At 67.2% G+C, this 25,213-nt stretch carries 28 protein-coding genes; 19 read left to right on the forward strand and 9 right to left on the reverse strand.

What is annotated here, in order from left to right; genetic code table 11:
* Positions 1–20: 20 nt before the first annotated feature.
* Entirely contained in the window at positions 21–722 is a 702-nt protein-coding gene (locus tag ACWEVR_RS01730) for a TetR family transcriptional regulator (RefSeq protein WP_067490846.1), read from the reverse strand.
* 134 nt (positions 723–856) lie between these two features.
* On the opposite strand from ACWEVR_RS01730, the gene ACWEVR_RS01735 reads away from it, so the two are divergent.
* Positions 857–2,350, forward strand: a complete 1,494-nt coding sequence (locus ACWEVR_RS01735; protein WP_452465405.1) for an MFS transporter — start codon at positions 857–859, stop codon at positions 2,348–2,350.
* Between the two features lie 286 nt (positions 2,351–2,636).
* Complete coding sequence (locus tag ACWEVR_RS01740) at positions 2,637–3,854, forward strand: NADP-dependent isocitrate dehydrogenase (protein WP_452465406.1); 1,218 nt, start codon at positions 2,637–2,639, stop codon at positions 3,852–3,854.
* A gap of 88 nt (positions 3,855–3,942) precedes the next feature.
* Here ACWEVR_RS01740 and ACWEVR_RS01745 read toward each other — a convergent pair whose 3' ends face one another.
* On the reverse strand, positions 3,943–4,224 hold the full coding sequence (locus tag ACWEVR_RS01745; protein WP_452465407.1) for an RICIN domain-containing protein: 282 nt from the start codon (positions 4,222–4,224) through the stop codon (positions 3,943–3,945).
* A 220-nt stretch (positions 4,225–4,444) separates the two neighbouring features.
* On the opposite strand from ACWEVR_RS01745, the gene ACWEVR_RS01750 reads away from it, so the two are divergent.
* The 3 genes from ACWEVR_RS01750 to ACWEVR_RS01760 are packed head-to-tail and all read left to right on the forward strand — an operon-like array spanning position 4,445 to position 6,769.
* Positions 4,445–5,659, forward strand: a complete 1,215-nt coding sequence (locus ACWEVR_RS01750) for an MFS transporter (RefSeq protein WP_452465408.1) — start codon at positions 4,445–4,447, stop codon at positions 5,657–5,659.
* 41 nt (positions 5,660–5,700) lie between these two features.
* A complete protein-coding gene (locus tag ACWEVR_RS01755; RefSeq protein WP_452465409.1) occupies positions 5,701–6,546 on the forward strand; it encodes a hypothetical protein in 846 nt (281 codons plus the stop codon).
* Positions 6,530–6,769 (forward strand): hypothetical protein, encoded by a 240-nt coding sequence (locus tag ACWEVR_RS01760; protein WP_452465410.1) that lies wholly within the window; start codon positions 6,530–6,532, stop codon positions 6,767–6,769. Before ACWEVR_RS01755 ends, ACWEVR_RS01760 begins: the two co-directional genes overlap by 17 nt.
* Before the next feature lie 47 nt (positions 6,770–6,816).
* On the opposite strand, the gene ACWEVR_RS01765 is transcribed toward ACWEVR_RS01760, so the two are convergent.
* Positions 6,817–7,032, reverse strand: a complete 216-nt coding sequence (locus ACWEVR_RS01765) for a hypothetical protein (RefSeq protein WP_452465412.1) — start codon at positions 7,030–7,032, stop codon at positions 6,817–6,819.
* Positions 7,033–7,347: 315 nt separating this feature from the next.
* On the opposite strand from ACWEVR_RS01765, the gene ACWEVR_RS01770 reads away from it, so the two are divergent.
* Both ACWEVR_RS01770 and ACWEVR_RS01775 read left to right on the forward strand, forming a co-directional pair.
* Complete coding sequence (locus ACWEVR_RS01770; RefSeq protein WP_133733978.1) at positions 7,348–7,869, forward strand: hypothetical protein; 522 nt, start codon at positions 7,348–7,350, stop codon at positions 7,867–7,869.
* A 111-nt stretch (positions 7,870–7,980) separates the two neighbouring features.
* On the forward strand, positions 7,981–8,724 hold the full coding sequence (locus ACWEVR_RS01775) for an SDR family oxidoreductase (protein WP_452465413.1): 744 nt from the start codon (positions 7,981–7,983) through the stop codon (positions 8,722–8,724).
* A gap of 50 nt (positions 8,725–8,774) precedes the next feature.
* Here ACWEVR_RS01775 and ACWEVR_RS01780 read toward each other — a convergent pair whose 3' ends face one another.
* Positions 8,775–10,400 carry a purine-cytosine permease family protein gene (locus ACWEVR_RS01780; RefSeq protein WP_067641332.1) on the reverse strand — a complete coding sequence of 542 codons (1,626 nt, stop codon included), beginning with the start codon at positions 10,398–10,400 and terminating at the stop codon, positions 8,775–8,777.
* Positions 10,401–10,593: 193 nt separating this feature from the next.
* On the opposite strand from ACWEVR_RS01780, the gene ACWEVR_RS01785 reads away from it, so the two are divergent.
* On the forward strand, positions 10,594–11,817 hold the full coding sequence (locus tag ACWEVR_RS01785) for an acyl-CoA dehydrogenase family protein (protein ID WP_452465414.1): 1,224 nt from the start codon (positions 10,594–10,596) through the stop codon (positions 11,815–11,817).
* Here the strand turns inward: ACWEVR_RS01785 and ACWEVR_RS01790 are convergent, their stop codons facing one another.
* Entirely contained in the window at positions 11,818–12,678 is an 861-nt protein-coding gene (locus tag ACWEVR_RS01790) for an alpha/beta fold hydrolase (RefSeq protein WP_243749858.1), read from the reverse strand.
* Positions 12,679–12,830: 152 nt separating this feature from the next.
* On the opposite strand from ACWEVR_RS01790, the gene ACWEVR_RS01795 reads away from it, so the two are divergent.
* From ACWEVR_RS01795 to ACWEVR_RS01810, 4 genes are all read left to right on the forward strand, one after another.
* Positions 12,831–13,610: an exodeoxyribonuclease III gene (locus tag ACWEVR_RS01795; protein ID WP_452465415.1), complete on the forward strand. Its 780-nt coding sequence runs from the start codon at positions 12,831–12,833 to the stop codon at positions 13,608–13,610.
* Positions 13,607–14,101, forward strand: a complete 495-nt coding sequence (locus ACWEVR_RS01800) for a ribonuclease domain-containing protein (RefSeq protein ID WP_452465416.1) — start codon at positions 13,607–13,609, stop codon at positions 14,099–14,101. Before ACWEVR_RS01795 ends, ACWEVR_RS01800 begins: the two co-directional genes overlap by 4 nt.
* Positions 14,101–14,574 (forward strand): barstar family protein, encoded by a 474-nt coding sequence (locus ACWEVR_RS01805; protein ID WP_452465417.1) that lies wholly within the window; start codon positions 14,101–14,103, stop codon positions 14,572–14,574. The genes ACWEVR_RS01800 and ACWEVR_RS01805 overlap by 1 nt, the downstream gene beginning before the upstream one ends.
* Positions 14,575–14,667: 93 nt before the next feature.
* On the forward strand, positions 14,668–15,042 hold the full coding sequence (locus tag ACWEVR_RS01810) for a hypothetical protein (RefSeq protein ID WP_452465418.1): 375 nt from the start codon (positions 14,668–14,670) through the stop codon (positions 15,040–15,042).
* A 30-nt stretch (positions 15,043–15,072) separates the two neighbouring features.
* Here the strand turns inward: ACWEVR_RS01810 and ACWEVR_RS01815 are convergent, their stop codons facing one another.
* Positions 15,073–15,711: a TetR/AcrR family transcriptional regulator gene (locus ACWEVR_RS01815; protein WP_452465419.1), complete on the reverse strand. Its 639-nt coding sequence runs from the start codon at positions 15,709–15,711 to the stop codon at positions 15,073–15,075.
* Positions 15,712–15,813: 102 nt separating this feature from the next.
* Here ACWEVR_RS01815 and ACWEVR_RS01820 point away from each other — a divergent pair, with 102 nt between their 5' ends.
* Genes ACWEVR_RS01820 through yhjD form a run of 3 tightly spaced genes read left to right on the forward strand, consistent with a single transcriptional unit; the run spans position 15,814 to position 18,874 of the window.
* Entirely contained in the window at positions 15,814–16,758 is a 945-nt protein-coding gene (locus ACWEVR_RS01820; protein WP_452465420.1) for an oxygenase MpaB family protein, read from the forward strand.
* A gap of 21 nt (positions 16,759–16,779) precedes the next feature.
* The gene (gene trpS, locus ACWEVR_RS01825) at positions 16,780–17,811 is read left to right on the forward strand and encodes a tryptophan--tRNA ligase (protein WP_181697589.1); all 1,032 of its coding nucleotides are present in this window, start codon (positions 16,780–16,782) and stop codon (positions 17,809–17,811) included.
* Positions 17,812–17,854: 43 nt separating this feature from the next.
* Positions 17,855–18,874, forward strand: coding sequence for an inner membrane protein YhjD (gene yhjD / locus ACWEVR_RS01830; RefSeq protein WP_452465421.1), 1,020 nt, complete (start codon positions 17,855–17,857; stop codon positions 18,872–18,874).
* A 1-nt stretch (position 18,875) separates the two neighbouring features.
* Here the strand turns inward: yhjD and ACWEVR_RS01835 are convergent, their stop codons facing one another.
* Entirely contained in the window at positions 18,876–20,159 is a 1,284-nt protein-coding gene (locus tag ACWEVR_RS01835; protein WP_452465422.1) for a D-alanyl-D-alanine carboxypeptidase family protein, read from the reverse strand.
* Positions 20,160–20,278: 119 nt separating this feature from the next.
* On the opposite strand from ACWEVR_RS01835, the gene ACWEVR_RS01840 reads away from it, so the two are divergent.
* Positions 20,279–21,781: an MFS transporter gene (locus tag ACWEVR_RS01840; protein ID WP_452465423.1), complete on the forward strand. Its 1,503-nt coding sequence runs from the start codon at positions 20,279–20,281 to the stop codon at positions 21,779–21,781.
* On the forward strand, positions 21,771–22,367 hold the full coding sequence (locus ACWEVR_RS01845; protein WP_452465424.1) for a TetR family transcriptional regulator: 597 nt from the start codon (positions 21,771–21,773) through the stop codon (positions 22,365–22,367). Before ACWEVR_RS01840 ends, ACWEVR_RS01845 begins: the two co-directional genes overlap by 11 nt.
* On the opposite strand, the gene ACWEVR_RS01850 is transcribed toward ACWEVR_RS01845, so the two are convergent.
* Both ACWEVR_RS01850 and ACWEVR_RS01855 read right to left on the reverse strand, forming a co-directional pair.
* Positions 22,364–23,047, reverse strand: coding sequence for an ester cyclase (locus ACWEVR_RS01850; protein WP_225282035.1), 684 nt, complete (start codon positions 23,045–23,047; stop codon positions 22,364–22,366). The two genes, ACWEVR_RS01845 and ACWEVR_RS01850, sit on opposite strands and share 4 nt — an antisense overlap.
* A 154-nt stretch (positions 23,048–23,201) precedes the next feature.
* The gene (locus ACWEVR_RS01855; RefSeq protein ID WP_452465425.1) at positions 23,202–24,098 is read right to left on the reverse strand and encodes a phenylalanine 4-monooxygenase; all 897 of its coding nucleotides are present in this window, start codon (positions 24,096–24,098) and stop codon (positions 23,202–23,204) included.
* A gap of 159 nt (positions 24,099–24,257) precedes the next feature.
* On the opposite strand from ACWEVR_RS01855, the gene ACWEVR_RS01860 reads away from it, so the two are divergent.
* Together ACWEVR_RS01860 and ACWEVR_RS01865 are read left to right on the forward strand one after the other, a co-directional pair.
* Positions 24,258–24,476 carry a type II toxin-antitoxin system VapB family antitoxin gene (locus ACWEVR_RS01860; RefSeq protein ID WP_067641359.1) on the forward strand — a complete coding sequence of 73 codons (219 nt, stop codon included), beginning with the start codon at positions 24,258–24,260 and terminating at the stop codon, positions 24,474–24,476.
* A 60-nt stretch (positions 24,477–24,536) separates the two neighbouring features.
* The gene (locus ACWEVR_RS01865) at positions 24,537–25,205 is read left to right on the forward strand and encodes a JAB domain-containing protein (protein ID WP_067641361.1); all 669 of its coding nucleotides are present in this window, start codon (positions 24,537–24,539) and stop codon (positions 25,203–25,205) included.
* The last annotated feature ends 8 nt before the right edge of the window (positions 25,206–25,213 follow it).

Genomic DNA, 25,213 nt, shown 5'->3' on the forward strand with positions numbered 1-25,213 from the left:
CCCGCGTTTCCTGCCTCACATCACCGTGCCGCCGGTGCGGCGAACCCTGGTGTGTCGTCGGCCGGTGCGCCGCAGACCTGCCGCAATCCGTGATAGGCGCGCAGGATCGCTTCGCGGGTGACCCGCACCGCCGCCTCCGGTGAGGTGGGCAGTACGTGCTCGGTGTCGGCGACCGCGAGGTGACACAGCGTCTGCCACGTGCCCGCGACCAGCTTCACCAGAAAGTCGTCGGGTGTGGTTCCCATCCGGCGGGCCAGTTCCTCGCACACCGCGACGTTCTTCTTCTCCGCGTATTCCAGGGCCCGCGCGTTGACCGCCTGGCTGGCCCGCATGATCCGCTGCGTCTGCAGGAACTGGTGCAGGAACCGCAGGCCGTCGGCATCGGCCTCGGACTCGACCACCTGGAGGTAGGCGCCGCACAGGGCTCGCAGTTCGTTGCCGGTATCGGGCTGGCCGCGCAGCGCGACGGCGACGGCGTGGCCGAAGTCGTCGATCGGGGCGAGCACGATGTCCTCTTTGAGCGCGAAGTACCGGTTGACGGTGCGGGGGGATACGTCGGCTCCGGCGGCGATCTGCTCGACGGTTGTCGCGTCGAAGCCCTGTGTATCGCACAGGTCGAGCCCGATCGCGACGATCGCGGCCCTGGTCTGCGCCTTCTTACGCTCGCGCAGGCTCGGCGGTGCCGGCCGGTCGGAGGCGGTCGGAGTGGTCGAGTCGAGCATTTCGCCAGCTTAGCGTCTCCGCGCGATCACCTGTCGCACCCCGCCAAGTGGCGCGTTCAGACAAATTTCTCTTGACGCCAATTGTCGCACGGTGCCAGGATTGGCCGACGCATGCCGAGCGATGAGGAGCCCAGGTGACCGGCACCGAACTGAAACCCGAAGATGCTGCAGCCCCGGCGAATTCGATGCGATGGTGGGCGCTCGTCGTGCTCTCCGCCGCGCAGCTGATGGTGGTGCTCGACGCCACCGTCATCACCATCGCGCTGCCGTACGCCCAGCGCGACCTCGCCATCACCGACGGCGACAAACAGTGGGCCATCACCGCCTACACGCTCATTTTCGGCGGGTTGCTGCTGCTCGGCGGGCGGATGGCCGACTACCTCGGCCGCCGCCGCATCTTCCTGGTCGGCCTCGTCGGCTTCGCCGTCGCCTCGGCGCTGGCGGGCCTGGCGCAGAACACCGTGCAGTTGTTCCTCGGCCGTGGGCTCCAGGGCGCGTTCGCCGCCCTGCTCGCGCCCGCGGCGCTGTCGCTGCTGTCGGTGATCTTCACCGACGTGCGCGAACGGGCGCGCGCGTTCGCGGTGTTCGCCGGGATCACCGCCGGTGGGGTGGCGTTCGGGCTGATCGTCGGCGGCGCGCTCACCGAGTTCGCGTCCTGGCGGTGGACGTTGCTGATCAACACCCCGATCGCCCTGGTCGCGGTGGCCGGTGCGCTCGCCGTGATCGCCCGCGACATCCCCGCACCGCGCACCGGCGGCTACGACCTGCCCGGTGCCGTCACCGTGACTCTCGGCCTGGTCGCGATCGTCTACGGATTCAGCCGGGCCGCCGAGCACGGCTGGCTGGCGCCGAGCACGCTCGGACTGCTCGGTGCCGGTTCCGCGTTGCTCCTTATCTTCGTCGTCATCGAGGCGCGATCGACGAATCCGCTTCTTCCCCTGCGCATTCCCGGGGAGATCAACCGCGGTGGTGCTTTGCTCACCGCGCTGCTGATCCCCATCGCGATGTTCGCCATGTTCCTGTTCCTCAGCTTCTACTACCAGAACACCCTGGGATATTCGCCGCTCGAGGCAGGCATCGCCTTCCTGCCGTTCCCCATCGGCATCGGCATCGCGGCGGGCATCACCAGTTCGCTGCTGCCCAAGTTCGGCCCGCGCCCGGTGATGGTGGTCGGCGCCCTGCTCGGTGTGATCGGTCTGGTCTGGCTGGCGCAGCTGAGCTACGGCGACGGTTACGCCCTGAGCGTGCTGCCCGCCCAGGTGGTGATGGCCTTCGGCATGGGCCCGCTGTTCGTCGGTATGCAGGCCGTCGCGCTGCACCAGGTGCGCGCCGAGGATTCCGGTGTGGCCAGTGCCCTGCTCAATGCCGCCCAGCAGGTCGGCGGCGCGGTGGGGACCGCACTGCTCACCACGCTGTCGGTGCAGGCCGCCGAGCATTACATCGCCGAGCACCCCACCGTCGACCATCTCGTCGAACGCGCCTCGATCTACAGCTACGACGTCGCCTTCTACGTCGGGGCGGGCTTCTTCCTCGCCGCGGCCGTGGTGATCGCCCTGATGATCAAGGACAAGCCGGAAAACCTGATCGAAGGCGACGAGCGCGCGACGGCCGCGCCGATTGTCGTCTGACCAGGGACGGGCAGGTCCGCGAGGCCCTCACCGGGGTTACCGCCCGGTAACCGATCGAACGCGGATGGGGTACGGGTGCGCGGAGTAGTTTCGAGGTGTGCCGCACAGCGGGACCTCCCGTCGCGGTGAGGTCCCGGGCAGCAGTACGCTCGTCATGTTTGCACCTACACGTCCCGCAGACAACGCGGGGCATATACGTTGTCTGTTGGAACTGCTGGGGTCCGCTCACAAGCGTGTTCGCCCGGCCGTGCAATGAGGGCACCCACCGAGGAGGACACGAAGATCCATGTCCAAGATCAAGGTTGAAGGCACCGTCGTAGAACTCGACGGCGACGAGATGACCCGGATCATCTGGCAGTTCATCAAGGACAAGCTGATCCATCCCTATCTCGACGTGAATCTCGAGTACTACGACCTCGGTATCGAGTACCGCGACAAGACAGACGACCAGGTCACCATCGACGCGGCGAACGCCATCAAGAAGCACGGCGTCGGCGTGAAGTGTGCCACCATCACCCCCGACGAAGCGCGGGTGAAGGAATTCGGTCTCAAGAAGATGTGGCGCTCGCCCAACGGCACCATCCGAAACATTCTGGGTGGCACCATCTTCCGCGCGCCGATCATCATCTCCAACGTGCCGCGCCTGGTGCCCGGCTGGACCAAGCCGATCATCATCGGCCGCCACGCGTTCGGCGACCAGTACCGCGCCACCGACTTCAAGGTCTACGAGGCGGGCACCGTCACGCTGACCTTCACCCCGGAGGACGGCAGCGAGCCGATCGTGCACGAGGTCGTGAAGATGCCCGAGGACGGCGGCGTCGTCATGGGTATGTACAACTTCAAGAAGTCCATCGAGGACTTCGCGCGGGCCTCGTTCAACTACGGCCTGCAGCAGAACTACCCGGTGTACCTCTCCACGAAGAACACCATCCTCAAGGCCTACGACGGCATGTTCAAGGACACCTTCCAGGAAGTCTTCGACGCCGAGTTCAAGGCCGAGTTCGACGCCGCGGGCCTCACCTACGAGCACCGCCTCATCGACGACATGGTCGCCTCCTCCATGAAGTGGGAGGGCGGTTACGTGTGGGCCTGTAAGAACTACGACGGCGACGTGCAGTCCGACACCGTCGCCCAGGGCTTCGGTTCGCTGGGCCTGATGACCTCGGTGCTGCTCACCCCGGACGGCAAGACCTGCGAGGCCGAGGCCGCGCACGGCACCGTCACCCGGCACTACCGCCAGTACCAGCAGGGCAAGCCGACCTCGACCAACCCGATCGCGTCGATCTTCGCCTGGACCCGTGGTCTCGAGCACCGCGGCAAGCTGGACAACACCCCCGAGGTGATCGGCTTCGCGCAGGCGCTCGAGGACGTGGTCATCAAGACCGTCGAGGGCGGGCAGATGACCAAGGACCTGGCACTGCTCGTCGGCGGCGATCAGGGCTACCTGAGCACCGAGGAATTCCTCGGCGCGCTGGACGCCAACCTGGCTCGCACACTGAAGTGAACTCGTGCGGGTTCGCGCAGCGACCCCGCACAGCTGTGAAACGCTCGCATCGAACGCCTGATGCGAGCGTTTCTGTTTCAGCAGGCCGTCACCATTGCTGCTGCGCGCCGCCGTTGCATACCCACACCTGTGCCCGGGCGTCTTGGGCCACCGTGTGCCCGTCGAGGGTCAGCGCGTCCAGGCAGACGCGCTCGTTCAGGCCGTTCGGCATCGTGATGCCTGCCGCGGCCGAACTCGCGGGTGCGACGGCGAGCATCGCCACGGCGGCCATGACTGCCCCGGTGCTGAGCGAGCCGACGAGTCGCCTGGCCGATCGTCCGGGCCCTTTGCGTTCCGCGCGGCTGACCTCGGCAGTCAGTTGATCCTTCATCACAATTCCCCTCCAGCGTGCGTAGGTGGATTCGAATTACCTTGCTGCTGTGGCTGTTTCGAACCTGTTGACCAAAATGTAGCGAGGGTGGGCTGCGGGAACCTTAATGAACGCTTTCGCAGGCCCGATCCGTGTTGTCGTCGACCGAAGCCGTCGCGGGTGGGATAACTCACGGCTGTCTCGGGATGCGGTGGGATGTTCGGGCCCGTTGCATAGAAGCGTGACTTCTTCCCTCGCGACCTCCGAACGCCTCGACGCGCCACGCACCAGCTGGCATGTCCCGGCGATGCTCGCGTTGGCGCTGGGAGGGTTCGGTATCGGCACCACCGAGTTCGTGACCATGGGCCTGCTGCCCGATATCGCCGCGGCCTTCGGCATCTCCGAGCCGTCGGCCGGGCACGCGGTGTCGGCGTACGCGCTCGGCGTCGTGGTGGGCGCGCCGTTGATCGCGGCGCTGTGCGCGCGGGTACCGCGCAAGAAACTGCTCATCGTGCTGATGGCCGCGTTCACCCTCGGCAACGCGGCGACGGTGCTCGCGCCGACCTTCGGGACGCTGGTGGCGGCGCGGTTCGTGTCCGGTCTGCCGCACGGCGCCTACTTCGGTGTGGCCTCCCTCGCCGCCGCGACACTCGCGCCCGTCGGGCAGCGGGCCAAGGCGGTGGCGGCGGTGATGCTCGGGCTCAGCGTGGCGAATGTGGTCGGTGTCCCCGGCGCGACCTGGCTCGGACAGCACTTCGGCTGGCGCGACGCCTACGTCGTCGTCACCTTCATCGGCGTGGCGACCGTGGCCGCGCTGTGGCGCTACCTGCCCGCCCTGAGCGACATGAAGATCACCAACCCGATGACCGAACTCGGCGCCCTGCGCCGCCCCCAGGTGCTGCTCACCCTCGCGGTCGGCGCCATCGGCTTCGGCGGCATGTTCGCCGTGTACACCTATATCGCCACCACCATGACCGACGTCGCGGGCATGCCGATCGGTGCCGTGCCGATCGTGCTCGCCCTGTTCGGCCTCGGCATGATCGCGGGCAACATCATCGGCGGCATCCTCGCCGACCGCGGCGTCGACCGGTCGATCTTCGCCGCGATGATCGCGATGGTGGTGATCCTGGCCGGCTTCGTCCTCGCCGCCCACAACCCGATCACCGCCGCCATCGGCGCCTTCCTCGTCGGCGCCTCCGGCGCGGCCCTGGCCCCCGGCCTGCAAACCCGCCTCATGGACGTCGCCGCCGACGCCCAAACCCTCGCCGCCGCCCTCAACCACGCCGCCCTCAACATCGCCAACGCCGCAGGCGCCTGGCTCGGCGGCCTCGTCATCGCCGCGGGCTTCGGCTACACCGCCCCGGCCCTGGTCGGCGCCCTCCTGGCCGTCGCAGGCGTCGCCCTCTTCACCGTCACCGTCCTCCTGGCCCGCCGCTCCACCCCCAACACGCCGTAACCGATTCCACGCGGAATACCTTGCGGCATAAGGTGCTCCGCATGCCGAGCTACCTCCACGAGGGTTTGCTTGATCTGTTCCGCACCGATGCTCTGCTGGCGCCGACGCTGCTGGCAGAGGAGTTCGGCATCCCGCTACCCGGCCTGTCCCGAATGCGGGCCGAGTCGTGCGACTTCACCGATATCGGGCCGAAGGAGTTCCGCGGCGATCTCGCACTCAGCACACACGACGATCGCGATCTGCCGGTGCTCGGGGTCTGTGTCGAGGTCCAGTTGGCGGCTGACGATGTTCGGCGCTGGAAGTGGCCGGTCTACCTGACCACATTGCGGTCCAGATTGTGCTGCCCCGTGGTGCTGTTGGTGGTGACGCCGAACAGGAAGGTGGCGAAGTGGGCAGAACAGCCGATCGAGCTCGACAATGTCGGATCCGTCGTCCAGCCGCTGGTGCTAGGTCCCGACCGCTTCCCGGTAGTGACCGACCCCGACGAAGCCCGACGCCGTCCAGAGCGCGCGACATTGTCGGCTATCGCCCACGGTGCGGGGCCGCATATGGAGGAGGTCCTCGCCGCCTTCCTCGCCGGCCTGATGAAAACCGACGACGAACATGCGAAAATGTATCTTGATCTGGTCGACGACGCGTTGACCCTCGCGGCAAGCCGACGCCTGGAGGACCTCATGAAAAGCACTCCCGAGTACCGCGGCCGCATCGCCACCAAGTACGTGGCAAGCGAACGTGCGCACGCTGTGCTCACCGTGCTGACTGCCCGAGGACTCGAGCTTTCAGCGGCGCAACGCGCCCAGCTCGCCGCGTGCACGGATTTGGAACAGCTCGACGCTTGGTTGACCGAGGCTGCCACCGCGACGCGCACCGATGAACTTTTCAGCTGAGGAGTGCCCGTTCGAAGAAGCCGATGAGTACCGGGCTGAGAGACGTGCGCAAGGGCGGATTATCCAAGCTGCGCAGAACGTGCTGACGGTGCTTACCGCGCGGCGGCTGGAGTTGTCGGCGCAGCAGAGCGAGCAGCTTGCCGCATGCACCGATCTCGATCAGCTGGAAGCCTGGCTGTTGCAGGCCGTCACAGCAACCAGCGCAGACGAATTCTTCGGCTGAACTCGGATCTGCCCGGGCGGAGTCGAGGCCGCCCGGGCGGGTGGGAATCAGGCGGGGCAGACGGCGGCGGAGCCGCACTGGAGCTGGCGGAAGAGTTCGGCGAAGTCATCGAGGATGGCGCTGCCGGAGGATGCTCCGCCCGGGGCGGGCTCGCCGGGGGCGACCACGGGGGCGAGGGGAGCCGCGGTGGCGGGGCCTGCGGTGAGGACTGCGCCGAATGCCAGTGCGGTGATGCCCGCGGTGACCAGCTTGGTGAACGACATGGTGGATCCTGTTCGGTTCTCGATGGTGGATAGCGGTTCGCAGTCTCGCATATTTGACCGATCAGTCTCAATAGATCGAGACGTAAACCATTGCAGCCAAGAAATTTTCGACAGAACCGGAACGAGCAGTCTGCTATGACGACTCACGATCGCAGGTCGGCGACGGCAACTCCGGCACGGAAATCGCAGGTGGGGCAGGGTCGTTGGGTGCCGGGCAGGTGAGCGGACGGTTCGCGCTGTATATGATCCACTCGCTGTGCTCGGGGGGAAGATCTCATGGAGACCCCGCGCGTCTTTCAACAGGAGGGGTTGTCCGTGCGAAACCGAATTGCGCTGTGCGCCACCGTCGTGGCCACGGGAATGCTGCTGGCCGGATGCCAGGAGGAACTGCCGAGCGGCAAGCCCGCCACGCCGTCGTCCACCACGACGAGCGCCCAGGCGCCTGCCACGCCGAACGCCGATGGCGTGCTGAACCCGGGCGACACGGGCAAGCTCGAATCCGGTGTCGAGCTGTCGATCCTGAAGGTCGAGGCCGACGAGGTGGAGCGCGAGGGCACCGTGTCGGTGTTCACCTTCCAGCTCAACAACACGGGAAAGACCACGCTCGACAACTGGTCGCGCCCCACCCTGGTGTACGGCGCCGACGGCACCGCCGCCGAATACGTGCTGTCGCTGGACAAGAAGTACCAGTACGGCATGGAGGGCAAGCTGCCGCCCGGCTCCAAGCAGACCATCAAGATCGCCTACGCGGTGCCGGTCGACAAGCTGAACCCCGCGGTCATCACCTCCGAAGAGCTGATCTGGCGCGGCGACTTCAGCAAGTACAACAAGGGCTGACCACCTCCCGCCGACCGGATCGACAGATCCGGTCGGCGTCGCCGCCCCCACTGGCTAGCGTGGGTGGATGGAATCGCACTACGAAACGTGCCCGTCGACAGGGCAGCCGTCATGAGCACCGTCCTCATCACCGGTGCCAGCTCGGGGCTCGGCGCGGAGATGGCCCGCCAGTTCGCGGCCCTCGGCTACGACCTCGGCCTGTGCGCACGGCGCACCGAGCGCCTCGACGAGCTGCGCACCGAGATCCTCGCCGAAAATCCCGACCGGGTGGTCTCGGTGAAACAGCTCGATGTCACCGACGACACTGCTGTGTTCACCGTCTTCGACGAGTTCGCCGACGAGTTCGGCACCCTCGACCGGGTGATCGTCAACGCGGGACTCGGCAAGGGCGCACCGCTGGGTACCGGTAAGCATGCGGCCAACCGTGAAACCGCCGTGGTGAATTTCCTTGCGGCGCTGGCCCAAACCGAGGCGGCCATGAAGATCTTCCGCGCTCAGGGCCGGGGCCACCTGGTGATGATCTCCTCGATCTCCGGCCTGCGTGGAATGCCGAAAACCCTCACCACCTATGCCGCGACCAAGGCCGGAGTCGCCGCACTCGCCGAGGGACTACGCGCCGAAGCTGTTCCCGGCGTGGATGTCTCGGTGATCTACCCCGGCTATATCCGCTCGGAGATGAACGACCGCATCAAACACGAGCCGAAGTTCATGGTCGACACCGAAACCGGCGTACGCGCCATGGTCGCGGCGATCGAGAAGCGCCGCGCCAAGGCGTATGTCCCCAGTTGGCCGTGGGTGCCCCTGGGCTACGCCCTACGCGTCCTGCCATCGCGTGTCGTGCGCAAAATGCTGTGAATACCACGAAGGCCGTGCGGGCAGAAGCCCGCACGGCCTTCGACGACGGATCAGTGCTGGCGAGGCAGCAGGTGCACGCCGTGCTTGTCCGTCGACAGGGCCAGCGAGGAGATGTACTGGATTTCTCCCTCGGGCCCGGGGACGGCCGAGGCGATCATGTCGGGGCGCTCGAACTCCAGGCCGGTGACGTGGCAGGGGAGTAGTTCGCCCGAGGGGTTGCCGTGTTCGTCGAACATCGGAGTCTCGATGCCGTCGTCGGAGCGGCGCAGGTAGTACTTGCCCTTGGTCGCCAGCGCGGTGAGCGGGGTGGCGATGAACGACACGAGGACCGCGACCAGCGGGGAGTACGGCTTCAGCAGCTCACCGAACAGGCCGAAGAAGGTCATGATCGACAGCAGCGCCGACAACCCGAAACCGACCAGGCCCACGGGGTTGAAGTCGTAGAGCATGCCGCGCCGGAACTCCGGCACCTTCGGCGAGATCTTCAGCAGGTACTTGTTGACCGCGATATCGGTGGCGACGGTGACGATCCAGGCGATGCCGCAATTGGCGTAGAAGCCGAGGATGCTGTTGAGGAAGTCGAACATGTTGGCTTCCATCAGGATCAGCGCGACGACCAGGTTCACCACGAGGAACACCAGGCGACCGGGGTAGGTCTTGGTGACGCGGGTGTAGGAGTTGGTCCAGGCCAACGAACCGGAGTAGGCGTTGGTGACATTGATCTTCACCTGGCTGATGACCACGAGCACCACCGCGAGCGTCATGGCGAGCCAGCCGGGAACCATGTCGCGGTAGATCTCCAGGAACTGGTGCACCGGCTGGTTCGCGATCGACTGCGCCGCGGGCAGATTCGCGATCAGATACACCGCGAGGAACAGGCCGACCACCTGCTTGGCCGCACCGAACAGCACCCAGCCGGGCCCGGCCAGCAGCATCCAGCCCCACCATTTGGCCCGGTTCTCCGGGGTGCGCGGCGGCATGAAGCGCAGGTAGTCGATCTGCTCGGCGATCTGGGCGATCAGCGACAGGCACACACCGGCGGCCAGCAGCGCGCCGGACACGCTCACACCCTGGCCGTCCTTACCGCCGTAGGCGAAGAACGAACCGACCGATTCGGGGTGGCGAACCAGCAGGAACCCGAACGGCGCGACCATCAGCAACAGCCACAGCGGCGTGGTCCACACCTGCAATTTGGCCAGGGTGTTCATGCCGTAGATGACCAGCGGGAAGATGATCACCGTCGAGGCGAGATACCCCAGCCACAACGGAATTCCGAGCCCTAATTCCAGGCCCTGCGCCATGATCGAACCTTCGAGCGCGAAGAAGATGAAGGTGAACGAGGCGAACACGATATTGGTGATCACCGACCCGTAGTAACCGAATCCGCTACCGCGCGTGATCAGGTCGAGATCGATGTTGTAGCGCGCCGCGTAATAGGCGAGCGGAAAACCGGTGAGCATCACGACGACGGCGAAGATACCGATGCCGATCAGGGCGTTTCCGGTGCCGTGCGCGATGCCGATATTGGCACCGATCGCGAAATCGGCCAGATACGCGATGCCGCCGAGCGCGGAGATGCCGACGACCGCCGGACTCCATTTTCGGTAGCTCCGGGGGGCGAAGCGCAGCGTGTAGTCCTCGAGTGTTTCTTTGGCGGCGGTATCTACTCCGGCCATTTACCTCTCTCCTTCATCCGCTGCCGCTCGAATTCGGCGACTCACCGACGGTCGTGCACGGATGTAGACGGGTATTTTCCGATTCGTTACGCCGCTGTTACGTACCGTGAGGGTGACCGGGGTCACCGAAACCGTCCACGCCGAAACAAGCACGGATGTATGTTTCGCAGAGGACGAACGTCAGGAGCGAACAGTGTTCGAGTGGTCCGAAACCGATCTGATGATCCGCGATGCCGTGCGGACCTTCATCGACAAGGAGGTCCGCCCACACCTCGACGCCCTCGACAGCGGCGAGATGCTGCCGTACCCGATTCTGCGAAAGCTGTTCAGCCAGTTCGGCATCGACACGATGGCCGAGGACATGGTCACCAAGATGCTCGCCAAGGAGGAGGGCGGGGAGGGTGGCGGGAGCAAGCGCGGCCCGTTCGGTGATCAGCAGTCGATGATGGCCGTGCTCATCAGCGAATTGTCCGGCGTGTGTATGGGTTTGGTGTCCGCGCTCGGGGTGAGCATCGGACTGGGTGCCACCACCATCATGTCGCGTGGCACGCTCGCGCAGAAGCAGCGCTGGCTCGCCGACATCGTGACTCTGCGCAAGGTGGCCTCCTGGGCGATCACCGAACCCGACTCCGGGTCGGACGCGTTCGGCGGCATGAAGACGCGTGTCGAACGCGACGGTGAGGACTACATCCTCAACGGCCAGAAGACCTTCATCACCAACGGCCCGTGTGCCGACGTGATCATCGTCTACGCCAAGCTCGACGAGGGCGACGGTGCCGACAAGCGTGATCGCAAGGTGCTCACCTTCGTGCTCGACAAGGGCATGGAGGGCCTCACCCAGGGCAAACCGTTCAAGAAGATGGGCCTGCACTCCTCACCCACCGGCGAGCTGTTCTTCGACAACGTCCGGCTCGGTAAGGACCGGCTGCTCGGCGAGACCGAGGACCACCGCGGTGGCGACGGAAGAGAAAGCGCCCGAGCGAGTTTCACCGCCGAGCGGATCGGCGTGGGTTTCATGGCGCTCGGCGTGATCGAGGAATGCCACCGGCTGTGTGTGGACTACGCGCGCAACCGCACCCTGTGGGGTCAGGAGATCGGGCGCTTCCAGCTGATCCAGCTCAAGCTGGCCAAGATGGAAGTCGCGCGGATCAATGTGCGCAACATGGTGTTCAACGTCCTCGAGCGCAGCAGGGCCGGTAAGCCGCCGAGCCTGGCCGAGGCCTCGGCGATGAAGCTGTACTGCTCCGAGGCCGCGACCGAGGTGGCGATGGAGGCCGTGCAGCTGTTCGGCGGCAACGGGTACATGAGCGAATACCGCGTCGAACAGCTCGCCCGCGACGCCAAGTCGCTGATGATCTACGCGGGCAGCAACGAGATCCAGGTGACCCACATCGCCAAGGGCCTGCTCGCGCGCTGATCACACCGCGCGCAGATGCCCCCGGCTGGCGTAGATGTGCTCGGCGATGAGCGTCGCGATCCGGTCGGGGGCCTCCAGCATCGGTACGTGCCCCACCCCGTGTACCAGGATGCGATCCGCCGACGCGGGCAGTTCGCGCAGGTAGTGGGTGGCGTAGACGCTGTTGGGGATGATCCGGTCGTACTCGGCGAGCAGCATGCGGATGGGTGTTTCCAGTTCGGCGAGGTCGTCCATGCCGGGCGCGCGCAGGCTGCCGAGGATCAACGGCACGATCACGTCGCAGTGCAGTGCGGCGATGAGCGTGGTGACCAGTTCGTGGCGTGGCACGGCTCCGGTGCGTTTGGTCAGCAGCAGCGCCGTGGCGTGCTGCACCAGCCGGTTGTTGAGCGCGACGTCACCGAGACGCCTGCCGACCGCGATGAACGGCAGCAGCGACGCGAACTTGACGCCGATCCTGATCTGGGTGATCGAGGGCGAGGCCCACCCACCCGCCGCCGCGATGGTGGTGAGGGTGCGGGCCCGGCCGCGTCGCGCGAGCTCGAGACCCACCCAGCCGCCGAGCGAATTCCCCGCGATATGGCAGGTGCGCCACCCCAGTTCGTCGAGCTGGTCCTCGATCTGGTCGGCCAGGGCGTACACGTCGAGCGTCCAGCCCTCGACTTTCGGTCCACCCCAGTGCCCGGCGAACGCGGGCGCGTACACCTCGCAGTGGGCGGCCATGCGGTGGGCGACCTGCTCCCAGCAGTGTGGCGACAACATGAATCCGTGCAACAGCAGCACCGGGTCGCCGGACCCGAGATGCAGGGCCGCGATCGGCTCCGGGCGGGCGGGGGACTTGGCGGTGCGTGACGTCATCGTCATCACCCCTTCCTGGACGACAGTGTCCTGTTACCCGAGGTTACGCGGGGGAACCGCCGAGCGCGGGCTGTTGCCGTGCCGGCGATCACAACGTTCGCGCCGCCGGGTTGTTCCCCTACACGTTCGGGAATACCCGCCGATGTACCGTCCTACGCGTGGCAATCATTCTCTCGACCGTGAACGTCAACGGCGTCCGCGCGGCGGCGACCAAAGGCATGCTCGCCTGGCTCGACGCCACCGAAGCCGACATCGTCTGCTTGCAGGAGACCAGGGCCACCGACGCGCAAACCGCCGCCGCGCTGGCTCCCGCACTCGCGGCCGGGTGGGTGCTCACCCATGCCGAACCGGAGTCGAAGGGCCGCGCCGGTGTCGGCATCCTGTCGCGGCGCGCGCCCGATTCGGTGCGGATCGGTTTCGGCAGCACCGAGTTCGCCGCGTCGGGGCGCTACCTCGAGGCCGACTTCGGCGAGCTCACCGTGGCGAGTGTGTACGTCCATTCGGGCGAGGAGAACACCCCCAAGCAGGACGAGAAGTACCGCTTCATGGCCGAACTCGGCGCCTACCTGAAGGCCAGGACCGGCGAGTTCGTGGTGAGCGGTGACTGGAACATCGCCCCCGCCGAGGTGGACCTGAAGAACTGGAAGGGCAACCAGAAGTCGGCGGGCTTCCTGCCCGAGGAACGCGCCTGGATCGCCGAACTGCTCGCCGCGGGCTACGTCGACGTGGTCCGCGCCCTGCACCCCGATGTCGCGGGCCCGTACAGCTGGTGGTCCTACCGCGGCCGCGCCTTCGACAACGACTCCGGGTGGCGCATCGACTACCAGCTCGCCCGAGGTGAACTCACCGGCCGCGCCAAGCAGGCCGTCGTCGAACGCGCCGCCGCCTACGACCAGCGCTGGTCCGACCACTCGCCGGTTACTGTGCAATACCGATGAACATCTCACGGAGAACTCTCGGTCTGCTCGGCGGACTCGTCCTTGTCCTCGCCGCGCTCGGTCTGACGCTGTTCGGTGGTCGTGGTTCGGATACGACTACGGCGGCGACCACCACCCGCGCGGTCGCGTCGTCGACCGTGCCGAAACCCGCGGCACCTGCGGCGAAACCGTCGGCGAATCCGTCTGCGGCGCCGGTCACGAAGGTGGCGGGGGTGCCGGATCGGGCCTATGCCACGCTCGTCGAGATCGATGCGGGGCGCTGGCCGGATTCGGCGAACGCGCCCGGCACCAAGGGTGGTGAGCAGTTCATGAACCGGGGAACCAAACTGCCGCCCAAGGATTCGGCGGGCAATCCGGTGAAGTATCAGGAATGGGATGTGAATCCCAAGCAGCGCAACCGTGGTCGCGACGCGGAACGCATCGTCACCGGCAGCGACGGCAGCGCCTGGTACACCGGTGACCACTACGAAACGTTCACGAGGATGCGCTGATGCCACGGACGCTGTCGCAGTTCCTTGCCCGTCCACCCGCCGACGCGCCCGCCGCGGCCGACGCACCGGTGCTCGGCGCCATGGCGGTGGATGCCAACCAGTTCAGCGCCATCCGATACGACGCCCCCGCCGACTATCGCGTGCGCGAACTGCGCGGCACCAAGATGCGCGATGTCACCACCCTGTTCGACGAGTTCGCGGCCGCCTTCCAGTTCCCGTACTACTTCGGCGCGAACAAGGACGCCTTCGACGAATGCCTGCGCGACCTCGACGATTTCGTCGGCGACGCACCCGGTTACGTCGCGGTGGTCCGCACCGCCGACGACCTGCTGGCCGACGAACCGACCGAACGCGCCTGGTTCGAGGCGGCCATGCGCGATTGCGCCGCCTACTGGTCGCGCCGCGACGTGGTGTTCCGGGTTGTCCTGCAAGGCGACCCGGTTACCTTCGGTGCGGTAGCGCTCGTCGAGTGATGCCGAGGGAATTGGCGTCTCCCGCCCGCTGATCGGCCCGCCTAGCGTTTGCGCCGGTGCGGCCGATTCGAGGCCGCCGGTGAGGAGAACACGATGAAGCGAGTACTGGCGGGTGTCGGCGTTTTCGCCGCGATCATGGCGGCGGGCCCCGGAATCGCGGCGGCCGGGGCGGCGGTGGCGCCGGTAGCGGGCCCCGCAGTCGGTTCCACCGAGGATTTCCCCGGCGTCGCCCTGCTCCAGGCACTCGGACTCGGGTCCTCGCAGCCGTGCGACGGCATCATGCTCGACACGTGCGTGCCGACCGGGCCCGCGAGCGCCCAACAGGCCATCGCGCAACCGGTCGCCGACAGCGGATCGGGACTGCTGAATCAGGACACCAACTCGGTATTGGGCTATGTGATCGGCTGGCTGGCCAACGGATCGTCGGAGCCGTGCTACAGCTTCGGCCCGAACTGCGCTTGGGAATGAAGCGCGGCGCGTGAACCCGGTCGACGGGTCCTAGCGATAGCGCCCGGCCAAGTCGTCGCCGAGTAGGACGAAGACGTCGGTGATCTGGTCGATCATTTCCGCGCGGGTCAGGTCGAGATCACCCGCCAACCATGTCGTGAGGGTTTGGGTGAGGCCGCCGACCAAATAGATCGCCCGGAAATCGACCAGGTTCTGCGGTACGTCGCCGCCGTAGAAGCCGGTGCCCTCGGCGGCGACGAGCCGGGCGAACGCGCGAACCGTTCGTGCGGTGCGCGCACGGAGTTCGGGCGTGGCCATGCCGGCGATGAGCGCGGCGCGGGCCTTGCGTGGGTCGTCGAGCAGGACCGCCACGCCCGCCTCGATCGCCGCGTGCGCCTGCGCGCGGCTGTCGGGCGGCGCACCGGCCAGGGCCGCCATGATGGCGGCGGCCAATTCCTCGGCGATGCGATCGAGCAGTGCTTCCAGCACGCTCTCGCGTCGTTCGAAATTCTCGTAGTAGTAGCGCTCGTTGAGGCCGGCGCGGGCGCACAGCCCGGCGACGGTGAGTTTGGCCTGCCCGTCCTCGGCGAGGATGTCGAGCGCCGCGTCCAGCAGCGCTGTGCGGCGCTGCGCCTGGCGTTGTTCGGCGGAGACGCCTCCGTATGTCCGTTGTGCAGCCACGGGCTCCATTGTGCTGCCACCGTCCGTTCGCGGTGTTTTGGTAGAGACTCTTGCCAGATTATCAATTCTGGAGGATTGTATTGCCAGATGCACTCGACGAGGAGGCGCGACATGGCCGCACGGCAGGGCGAACCCGGATATTTCGCCGACGATTCGATGATTCGCAGGGTGATGAGCAAGCGCGCGGTCGGCGTCACCTACGGCCTGCGCGCCCTGGTCATCGGCGCGGTCCACCCGCTGCTGTTCGTCGGGACCAGCGAGCACACGGCCCACCGGGCGACCCCCTACACGCGGCTGGCTGTCACCGGCGCCCTGTTCGAATCGGTCTTCCTCGGCAGCAAGGCCGAGGCCGACCGGGCGCTCGCCTTCACCCGGCGCAAGCACGAGCGGGTGGTCGGCGCGCTGCCCGAGGACGCGGGTCCGCACCACCGGGCGGGCACTGCCTACGCGGCCCTCGACCCGCACCTGATGTTCATGACCATGGCCTTCACCTTCGATTCCGCCGAGGTGATGTACGACCGGCTGGTCCGCGAACTCACCCCGACCGAACGTGCGGACCTCTACCAGGACTACGTGCGCTGGGGCGAGCTGTTCGGCATGCCACGCGACGCGGCCCCCGCCGACTATCCGGCCTTCCGCCGCTACTTCGACGACTACCTCGATTCGGCCGAACCGTTCCTCACCGACGAAGCCGAGCTGGTGGGCTCCTACCTGGCCGGTCATCGGAAGGCCTACCGGTTGCGCCCACCCGTCGAACAGGTCGGCAGCGCGCTGTATCTGCTGGTCCAGGGCAGTCTGCCCCCGCGTATCCGGCGGATGTACGGCATCGAGTGGGACATCGCCGACGAGCTCGCCCACCGCGCCCTGTGCCGCAGCATCCGCACCGCGCACCTCGCACCGCCGCTGGCACCCCGCATGCTCGCCGGTGCGCTCGCCGGCCGGAGCACCCCGTCCTATCAGCTGCTCGCCCGCCGCGAGCAGCACATGATCCGGCAGGGGAAGCCGAGCATGCCGGGTGTCGATCCGCGCAACTGGGTGCAGCGAAATTCCGCTTGAGCGGCGTGGAAAGATTGGGGCATGTCCAGTCCTGCCCCGGCCGCGACGGCCGAACGTAAGCAGCGGGTGCTGTCGGGCATCCAGCCCACCAGCGACTCCTTCCACCTCGGCAACTACCTGGGTGCGCTGCAGTACTGGGTGACGATGCAGGACGACTACGACGCGCTGTACTTCATCCCCGACCTGCACGCCATCACCGTCAGCCAGGATCCGAAGGCGCTGCGCGCGCGGACCAAAGCCGCTGTCGCCCAGCTGCTCGCCCTCGGTATCGACCCCGAGAAGTCGACTCTGTTCGTGCAGAGCCAGGTGCCCGAGCATGCCGAACTGTCGTGGGTGCTCAGCTGCATCACCGGTTTCGGCGAGGCCGGCCGGATGACGCAGTTCAAGGACAAGTCCGCCAAGCAGGGCGCCGAGAACGCGACCGTCGGCCTGTTCACCTACCCGGTGCTGATGGCTGCCGACATCCTGCTCTACCGCCCGCATCAGGTGCCCGTCGGCGAGGATCAGCGCCAGCACCTCGAGCTCACCCGAAACCTGGCCCAGCGCTTCAACACTCGCTTCAAGAAGACCTTCGTCGTGCCCGAGCCGCACATCGTGAAGGGCACCGCCAAGATCTACGACCTGCAGGATCCGACCGCGAAGATGAGCAAGTCCGCGGCCAGCGACGCCGGGCTCGTCAATCTGCTCGACGATCCGAAGGTCACCGCGAAGAAGGTGCGCTCGGCCGTCACCGACACCGGCCGCGAGATCGTCTACGACCCCGACACCAAGCCGGGCGTGAGCAACCTGCTGGTGATCCTCAGTTCGCTCACCGAAACCCCGATCGTCAGCTTGGAACAGAATTTCGCGGGTAAAGGCTACGGTGAGCTCAAGGCCGAAGTGGCCGACGCGCTGGTCGAATTCGTGACGCCCGTGCAGAAGAAGGTGAAGGACTATCTGTCGGATCAGGCAGAGCTGGACCGGATCCTGGCTTCCGGGGCCGAGCGGGCGCGTGAGATCGCAGGCAACACACTTGCCCAGGTGTACGACCGGGTCGGCTTCCTCGCTCGCTGACCCGGTGCGCACCTGAGGTTTCGGCTGAAGAGGGGCGCGTGTCATGCAGTTGATCGACAACATCTCGGCCACTGTCGAGAAGCAGGTCAAGAGCAGGCCTTGGCTGGATCATCTGGTCCGGGCCGGTGGGCGGTTCCAGCGTCAGCGCGGTGACTACTTCGCCGCGGGCATCACGTATTTCACTGTGCTTTCGCTGTTTCCGCTGTTGATGGTGGCGTTCTCGATCGCGGGCTTCATTCTCGCCGGGCAACCCGACCTGCTGAACGAATTGCAGGGCAAGGTTATCGAGAAGGTCCCCGGTGCCTTCGGTGAGCAGATCAACGACCTCATCAAGCAGGCGGTCGATTCGCGCGGCACGGTCGGTGTGCTCGGTCTGCTGACCGGTCTCTACACCGGTCTCGGCTGGATCGCGAACCTGCGCGCGGCGCTCACCGAGCAGTGGGAGACCCAGACTCCCGACAAGCCGTGGTGGCGGGAGAAGCTGTCCGATCTCGGCGCGCTGTTCGGCCTGTTCCTCGCCCTCGTCGTGTCGCTCGGTCTGTCGACGGTCGCCAACAGCGGACTCACCGCGAAGCTGCTGAAATCCGTTGGTCTCGACGGTGTCCCCGGCGCCTCGGTGGTGTTGTCGATCGTGTCCATCGCGCTGGGGATGCTCGCCTCCTGGGCGGTATTCGCCTGGGTGATCGCCCGGCTGCCGCGCGAACCGGTGTCGCTGCGCAGCGCGGCGAAGGCGGCGGCCATCGCCGCGGTGGCATTCGAGATCTTCAAGTTCGTCGGTGCCATCTACCTGCGGATGGTGCTGTCGAGCCCGGCGGGTGCCACCTTCGGTTCGATCATCGGTCTGATGGTCTTCAGCTACATCACCTTCCGCATCCTGCTGTTCGCCACCGCGTGGGCGGCGACCTCGTCGGACAACGACCACACCGAGATCGCCCCGCCCGCCCCGGTCGTCATCCAGCCGCGCGTGGTCGACAAGAACCTGTCCACCGGTGCCGGTGCGGCCGCCTTCGGCGCGGGCGCGCTCGCCGCCCTGGCTCTCGTCGTGTTCGGGCGCCGCCGGTAGCTCAGCGACTGCGCCAGGCGCGGCGGGCCAGGAGCAGCAGGGTGAGGATCAGGACCGGGGCCGCGACGAGCGCGGCGATGCGCGCCCCTTCATGGGCGGACCGCGAGACCTCCGGCCTGCTGCCGTCGGCGCGTGGCGGGGGTGAGGCGAGCGGGACGCTCGGCTGGATCATGTCGTCGCCCACTTCGGGGAGCTTGCCGATGCGCGCGTCGGAGTCGAGGGCGAAGCCGTAGTCGAGCAGGCGTGCGGCCTGTTCCCAGGGGCGGATGGGGCGCACGTCGGCCTGCAACAGGGTGACCACGAGGCGGTGTCCGTCGCGTTCGGCGGCGGCCACGAAGGTCTGGCGGGCGTCGTCGGTGAAGCCGGTCTTGCCGCCGATGGCGCCGGGGTAGTTGTAGAGCAGCTGGTTGTCGTTGCCGATGGGGAAGCCGGGGTGGTCCTCGTCGCCGGGGATCTTCGGGTCGGCGGGGTAGCCGGGGAAGTCGACCTGTTCGGTGTGGATGAACTCGGCGAACAGCGGGATCGACATCGCCTCCCGGAACAACACCGACAGGTCGTAGGCGGAGGTGCTCATCCCGGGGCCGTCGAGGCCCGACGGCGTGGCCGCGCGAGTGTCCATGGCGCGCAAGGACTTCGCGAGGTCGTTCATCTTCGCCACCGCCGCCTTGTCGCCACCGAGCTGGGTGGCGATGGCGTGCGCGGCGTCGTTACCGGAGCACATGATGAGGGCCTGCATGAGCTGACGGTTGGTGTAGCGGCCGCCCGGCCCGATGCCGACGCGGGTGCCGTCCACATCGGCGTCGGCCTGGGTGCCGACCACCACCTTGTCCAGATCGAGGGTGCGCAGGGCGACGACGGCCAGGGCCACCTTGATCGTGCTGGCCGGTCGATAGCGGCCGTGCGGGTCCTTGGCGGCCAGCACCCGTCCGGTGTCGAGGTCCGACACCATCCACGCGGTCGCCGAGATGTCGGCGGGCAGCGGTGGGGCGCCGACCGGCAGCACCACGCCGCATTCGCCGAGCCGGTCGCCGCCGATCGGTTTGTCGGGAACCGGCAGTTCGGTGGGTGCCGATTCGCCCGGCGCGGGGACCTCCGAGGAGTCGATCGGGGCCGGTGGCCTGGTCTTCTGCGGGCAGCCGTCGGTGTTCGGCGTGGTGAACGGGGTGGTGGTGGTCGAGCCGGTGGGGCCGGGCTGGGCCTGTGCCGGACCGAATGTGAGAGCGGCCGCGGTGGCGGCGGCGCCGAGGATGCAGGCGGCGCGCACGCCGTGTTCGCGGATCTTCATCAGCGCAGAGCCTAGCGAGCCGACACGCCGATTTCCCGTCGACTCCGTCCACCTATTGACACCCACCCCTAAATGAGAGTTACTAGCAAATGACAGTAGCTCTCATTAGTGGAGGAGATATGCGAACCGACGACACCCGCCGCTGGCTGGCGCTCGGAGCGCTCGCCATCGCGATGCTCACCATCGGACTCGACGTCACCGTGCTGACGGTGGCCATTCCCACCCTCGCCGTCGACCTCGACGCGAATACCGCTGCGCTGCAATGGTTCAGCAGCGCCTACACGCTGGCCCTCGCCGCGTTGATGCTGCCCGCGGGCGCGCTTGGCGACCGCTACGGGCGCAAGAAGGTCCTGCTGTGCGCGCTCGTGCTGTTCGGCCTCGCCTCGCTGGGCTGTGCCTTCGCGACCACCGCCGGGCAACTCATCGCCGCGCGCGTGGTGCTCGGTGTCGCCGCGGCGGCGATGATGCCGCTGTCGATGGCGGTGATCCCGGTGCTGTTCAGCGACCAGGGGCAACGCCAGCGCGCGCTCACGGTGTGGGTCACCTCGACCGCCCTCGGGTTGCCGCTCGGCCCCGTCGTCGGTGGCTGGCTGCTGCGCAACTACTGGTGGGGTTCGGTCTTCCTCATCAATGTGCCGCTGGTGATCCTCGGCACGCTCGCCGTCATCTTTCTGGTGCCGGAATCGCGCGGCGACAAGGCCTTTCGCATCGACCTGCCCGGTGCCGTGCTGGCGGCGCTCGGAATGCTCGGGCTCACCTACGGTTTCATCCGGATCGGTGAATACGGATGGGGTGAAGGGGCGGCCTGGGCGATGATCGTCGTGGGCCTCGGTGCGCTCGCCGCGTTCGGGTGGTGGCAGCGGAGGGCCGCGCATCCGCTGATCGATACGGCGCTGTTCGCGTCGTCCGGATTCCGCTGGGGCACAGCTATTTCGCTGATGGTCAGCTTCGCCATGTTCGGCATGTTCTTCACCGTGCCGCAGTACTTCCAGGCAGTCCTCGGCGTCGACGCGCTCGGCAGCGGACTGCGGTTGCTGCCGATGATCGGCGGGCTGGTGATCGGCAGCAGGCTGGTGGATCTGCTGTTGCCTCGCTGGGGTATCCGGGCGGTGCTCGTCGCCGGGTTCCTTGTGCTCGCGGCCGGCATCGGTCTCGGCGCGCTCACCCGCGTCGACAGCGGTTACGGACTCACCGCCACGTGGACGACGATCCTCGGCGCGGGCATGGGAATGGTGATGCCCGCGGCCATGGGGTTGGCGATGAGCGAGCTCGACACCGCGCGATCCGGCTCGGGTTCGGCTCTGCTGCAGGCACTTCGGCAGGCGGGCGGCACGATCGGCGTCGCCGTGCTCGGCACCGTACTCGCCACCGTCTACCGCGCCGATCTCGGCGAGCTGAACCGGCCGCCGATCTCCGACGGTGTCAATGCGGGAGTCACCGCGACCGCACACGACCCCATCGCGCTGCGGGAGGTGCGGCACGCCTTCGTGCTCGGCATGGACACCATGCTCGGTGTGTGCGCGGTGGGATGCCTGCTCGCGGCTGTCCTGGTGGCGCTGGCCTTCGGGCGGCGCCACACCGTGACAGCCGACGATGCGGCAGAATCGCTGCATGTCGGTTGAGACGTCGTTGCGCGCGCGGAAGAAGGAGCGGACCCGTCGAACCATCCGGCTCGAGGCGTTCCGCCTGTTCCGGGAGCAGGGCTACACCGAGACGACCGTCGAACAGATCGCCGCGGCCGCCGAGGTCTCCCCGAGCACCTTCTTCCGCTACTTCCCGACCAAGGAACAGCTCGTCATGGCCGATGACCAGGACGCGCTGATGATCGAGGCGCTGGCGGCGCAACCACGGGGCCAGAACCCGCTCACCGCGGTCCGCCGGGCCACCGAGGCGGTGTACGCCTCGATGTCGGCCGAGGATGCCGCCTTCGAACAACAACGGCAGAAACTGCTCTACCACCTGCCGGAACTGCGCTCGGCGATCGGCCTGGAATTCCAGCGAAGCATCGAGCTGGCCGCCCAGCTGCTCGCCGACTACACCGGTCGCCCGGTCGACGACTTCGAGGTGCGAGTCGCGGCGGGGGCGATGGTCGGTGCGATGCTCGGCATCGTCACCACCGGACCGGTCGACGCGACCAAGGTCGGCCACGCCCTCGACCTGCTCGAGGCGGGCCTGCCGTTCGACGACGACAGGCCCACGAGCTCCTAGTCGGCCTTGCCGTGCTGCACGGGGCAGCCGTGCGCCAGCGGGCCGAGCAGCTGGTTGTTGTCGTAGAAGTGCTCGAGCTCGACGATGCGCAGGTCCTCGGTGACGCGGGCGATGGTCACGCCGTACATCTCGATCTGCTCACCGGTGGGCTGGTGGCCCTTGTACTCGCCGTCGTACTTGCCCCAGTGCCGCCAGCGGAAGCTCACGGTCGGCGGACCCGACAGCACCTCGAGCACCTCCCAGAAGAAGCCACCGGGGAACGCGGTGTGGAAGATCTTGTGCGAGGACTCGAAGGTCTCGTTCGCCGACTCGTAGTACGGGTTGTCGCCGATCAGGATGTTGTAGCTGCCGATCCGCGCGAATTCCTCCGCGTCCTGCCACACACCGCCGTTGACCCGGCCGCGGTACTGCTCCGCGACCACCGACAGCCAGGTGGCGGGGTCGGCCTTGTGCGAGACCTCCATCTCGAAGACCTTCACCAGGTCCTCGACGATGGCCTCGAGCGAACCGGGCGCGTGCTGGGCGACGCGCTCGCGGGGGATCACCTCGTGGCTCAGTTCGTAGTCGGGAACGTTACCGCGCCACTGGTCGGGGGTCGCCGCGGCGATCACCGCCTCGCGGCCCTGCAGCCACAGCGGGGCCTCCGGCTCGGGATTCTGATCGTCGCGCGTATCAGTCACGTCCACAGTCATATTCGGTCTACCCGACCCTTTCGCAAAGCTTGAAGAACGGGTCGAACCTACCGCCGCGACTTTGCCCGCGCGCACCGTGGTCCCATTATGTGAGACGCATCGGAATTGCCAAGTATATTCTGCGCCAACGGTTTACAGCCGACTACGCGGCAGGGTGGGCACGTCCGCCGAGCCGGGCCGGGGTGTCGTCGTCCATGGTCGCGAAGAATTCGCCGAGCACGTCCACGAGCTGATCCACCGAATCGGCACAGAACAGCACCGGCTGGTAATGGGTGATGTCGTAGCTGATGGTGCCCATCTGCGCCACGTCGAGCGGGCGCAGCGTCGCCTGGCGGAATTCGTCGATCTCACCGTAGGACGACAGCAAACCCGCACCGTAACAACGGATCTGTCCGTCTTCGCGAACCACGCCGAATTCCAGCGAGAACCAGAACACGTCGGCGAGGAACTTCAGCGCGACATCGGTCTCCAGCCGTCCGACCGCCGCGCCGACGGTCTCGTACAGACTCGCGAAGCGCGGACTCGCCAGCTGATTGGCGTGCCCGATGATCTCGTGGATCGCATCGGGTTCCGGCGTGTACAGCGGGGCCGAATGGTGGCGGATGTACTGGGTGGAGTGGAAGGTGCGGTCCGCGAACGAACCGAAGAACTCGCGCAGCGGGACGAGCCCGGCGGCGGGAACGTACCGGAAGCCGGTGAGTGGATGCAGCAGCCGTGAGACGTCGTCGAGCTGGGGGATGTGGTCGCGCGGCAGGGCGAGCTGAGCGGCCGCTTCGCGCACCTCGCGGCAGGCGTACACCTGGTGCTTGCGGGCGAGCTCGGCCGAGGCGATCCGCCAGACCTGCTGCTCGTCGTCGGTGTAGTCGATGCGCGGGACGGGGTTGCCCGGCCGGTAGTCGAGGGCGAGTGCGGCGATGGCATTGCGCCTGGTGCGGTAGTGCTCGTCGTCGACGCCGGGGTGGTCGTCACTCAGGTGCACAGTGACGTCGCCGTCGCGCTCGCGCGTCACCGGCGAATACAGCTGGGCCTCGGTGAACATGCCTCAAGGCAAGCACCGCTGGCGCGTCGCGACAACACACCGGTGCGCAACTACGCAAACTGCACAGTTCGCCCGCCCGAATTCGGTAACGACGCGGTGAAACGGCGGACGCGCCGAGCGCGTATCGCGCAAGATTGCGTTTGTACCCGAGGAGGATGCTTGCGAAGCCTGCGGATAGATCTCGATCAAGAACTGCTGGATGCCGCCGCCGAGATCATGGGCACGGCCGACAGCAACACCACCGTCAACGAGGCATTGCGGCGGATCGTCGTGCACGAGCGCCAGCTGCGCAACCTCGAACGGCTGATGGCCGACTCGGTGTTCAGTCCGGAACCGCACGATATCGACACGGATTCGCCCGCGGTGGCTGAACGGTAGCCGAACCTGTCGGTGCCCTCTGCGAGTATCGGTCTCGTCACCGATGACGTAGGGGGGAATGTGTCGGTACCGATCGCGAATCTGCCCGTCGCCCAGCGCCCGCGTGAGCGTTTGCTCGCGCTCGGCCCACACGTGCTCACCGATACCGAATTGCTCGCGCTGCTGCTCGGCCAGGGCACTCGCGGGCAATCCGCACTCGAACTCGCCGCCCACCTGCTCGCCGAATACGGCGGCCTGGCCGAACTCGCCGCCGCCCGCCCCGAGGAGCTGGCATCGCAGGCCGGGATCGGCCCGGCCAAGGCCGCCGCCGTGATCGCCGCGTTCCACCTCGGCACCCGTTCCCGAACCAGCGAACCGGTACCGAGGCTCACCGCACCCGACGACATCGCCCACGCCGCCGCCCCGCTGTTCGCGGGCGCCCGCGTGGAACGCCTGCTCGTCCTGATCTGCGACACCCAGAACCGCCTGCGCCACCGGGTTTTCGTCGCCGAGGGCGCCATCGACCACGTCGCGGTCCCCGTCCGCGAAATCCTCAACACCGTCCTGCGCCACGACGGCCGAGCCTTCGCCGTCGTCCACAACCACCCCTCCGGCGACCCCACTCCCAGCCCCGACGACCGCCGAGCCAGCACCCTCCTCTACCAGGCCGCCGCCACAGTCGGCCTCCGCTACCTCGACCACGTCGTCATAGCGGGCGAGAACTGGGCAACGGCCGCACCGTATCCGTGACAGTCCTT

Source organism: Nocardia sp. NPDC003979 (assembly GCF_053605015.1).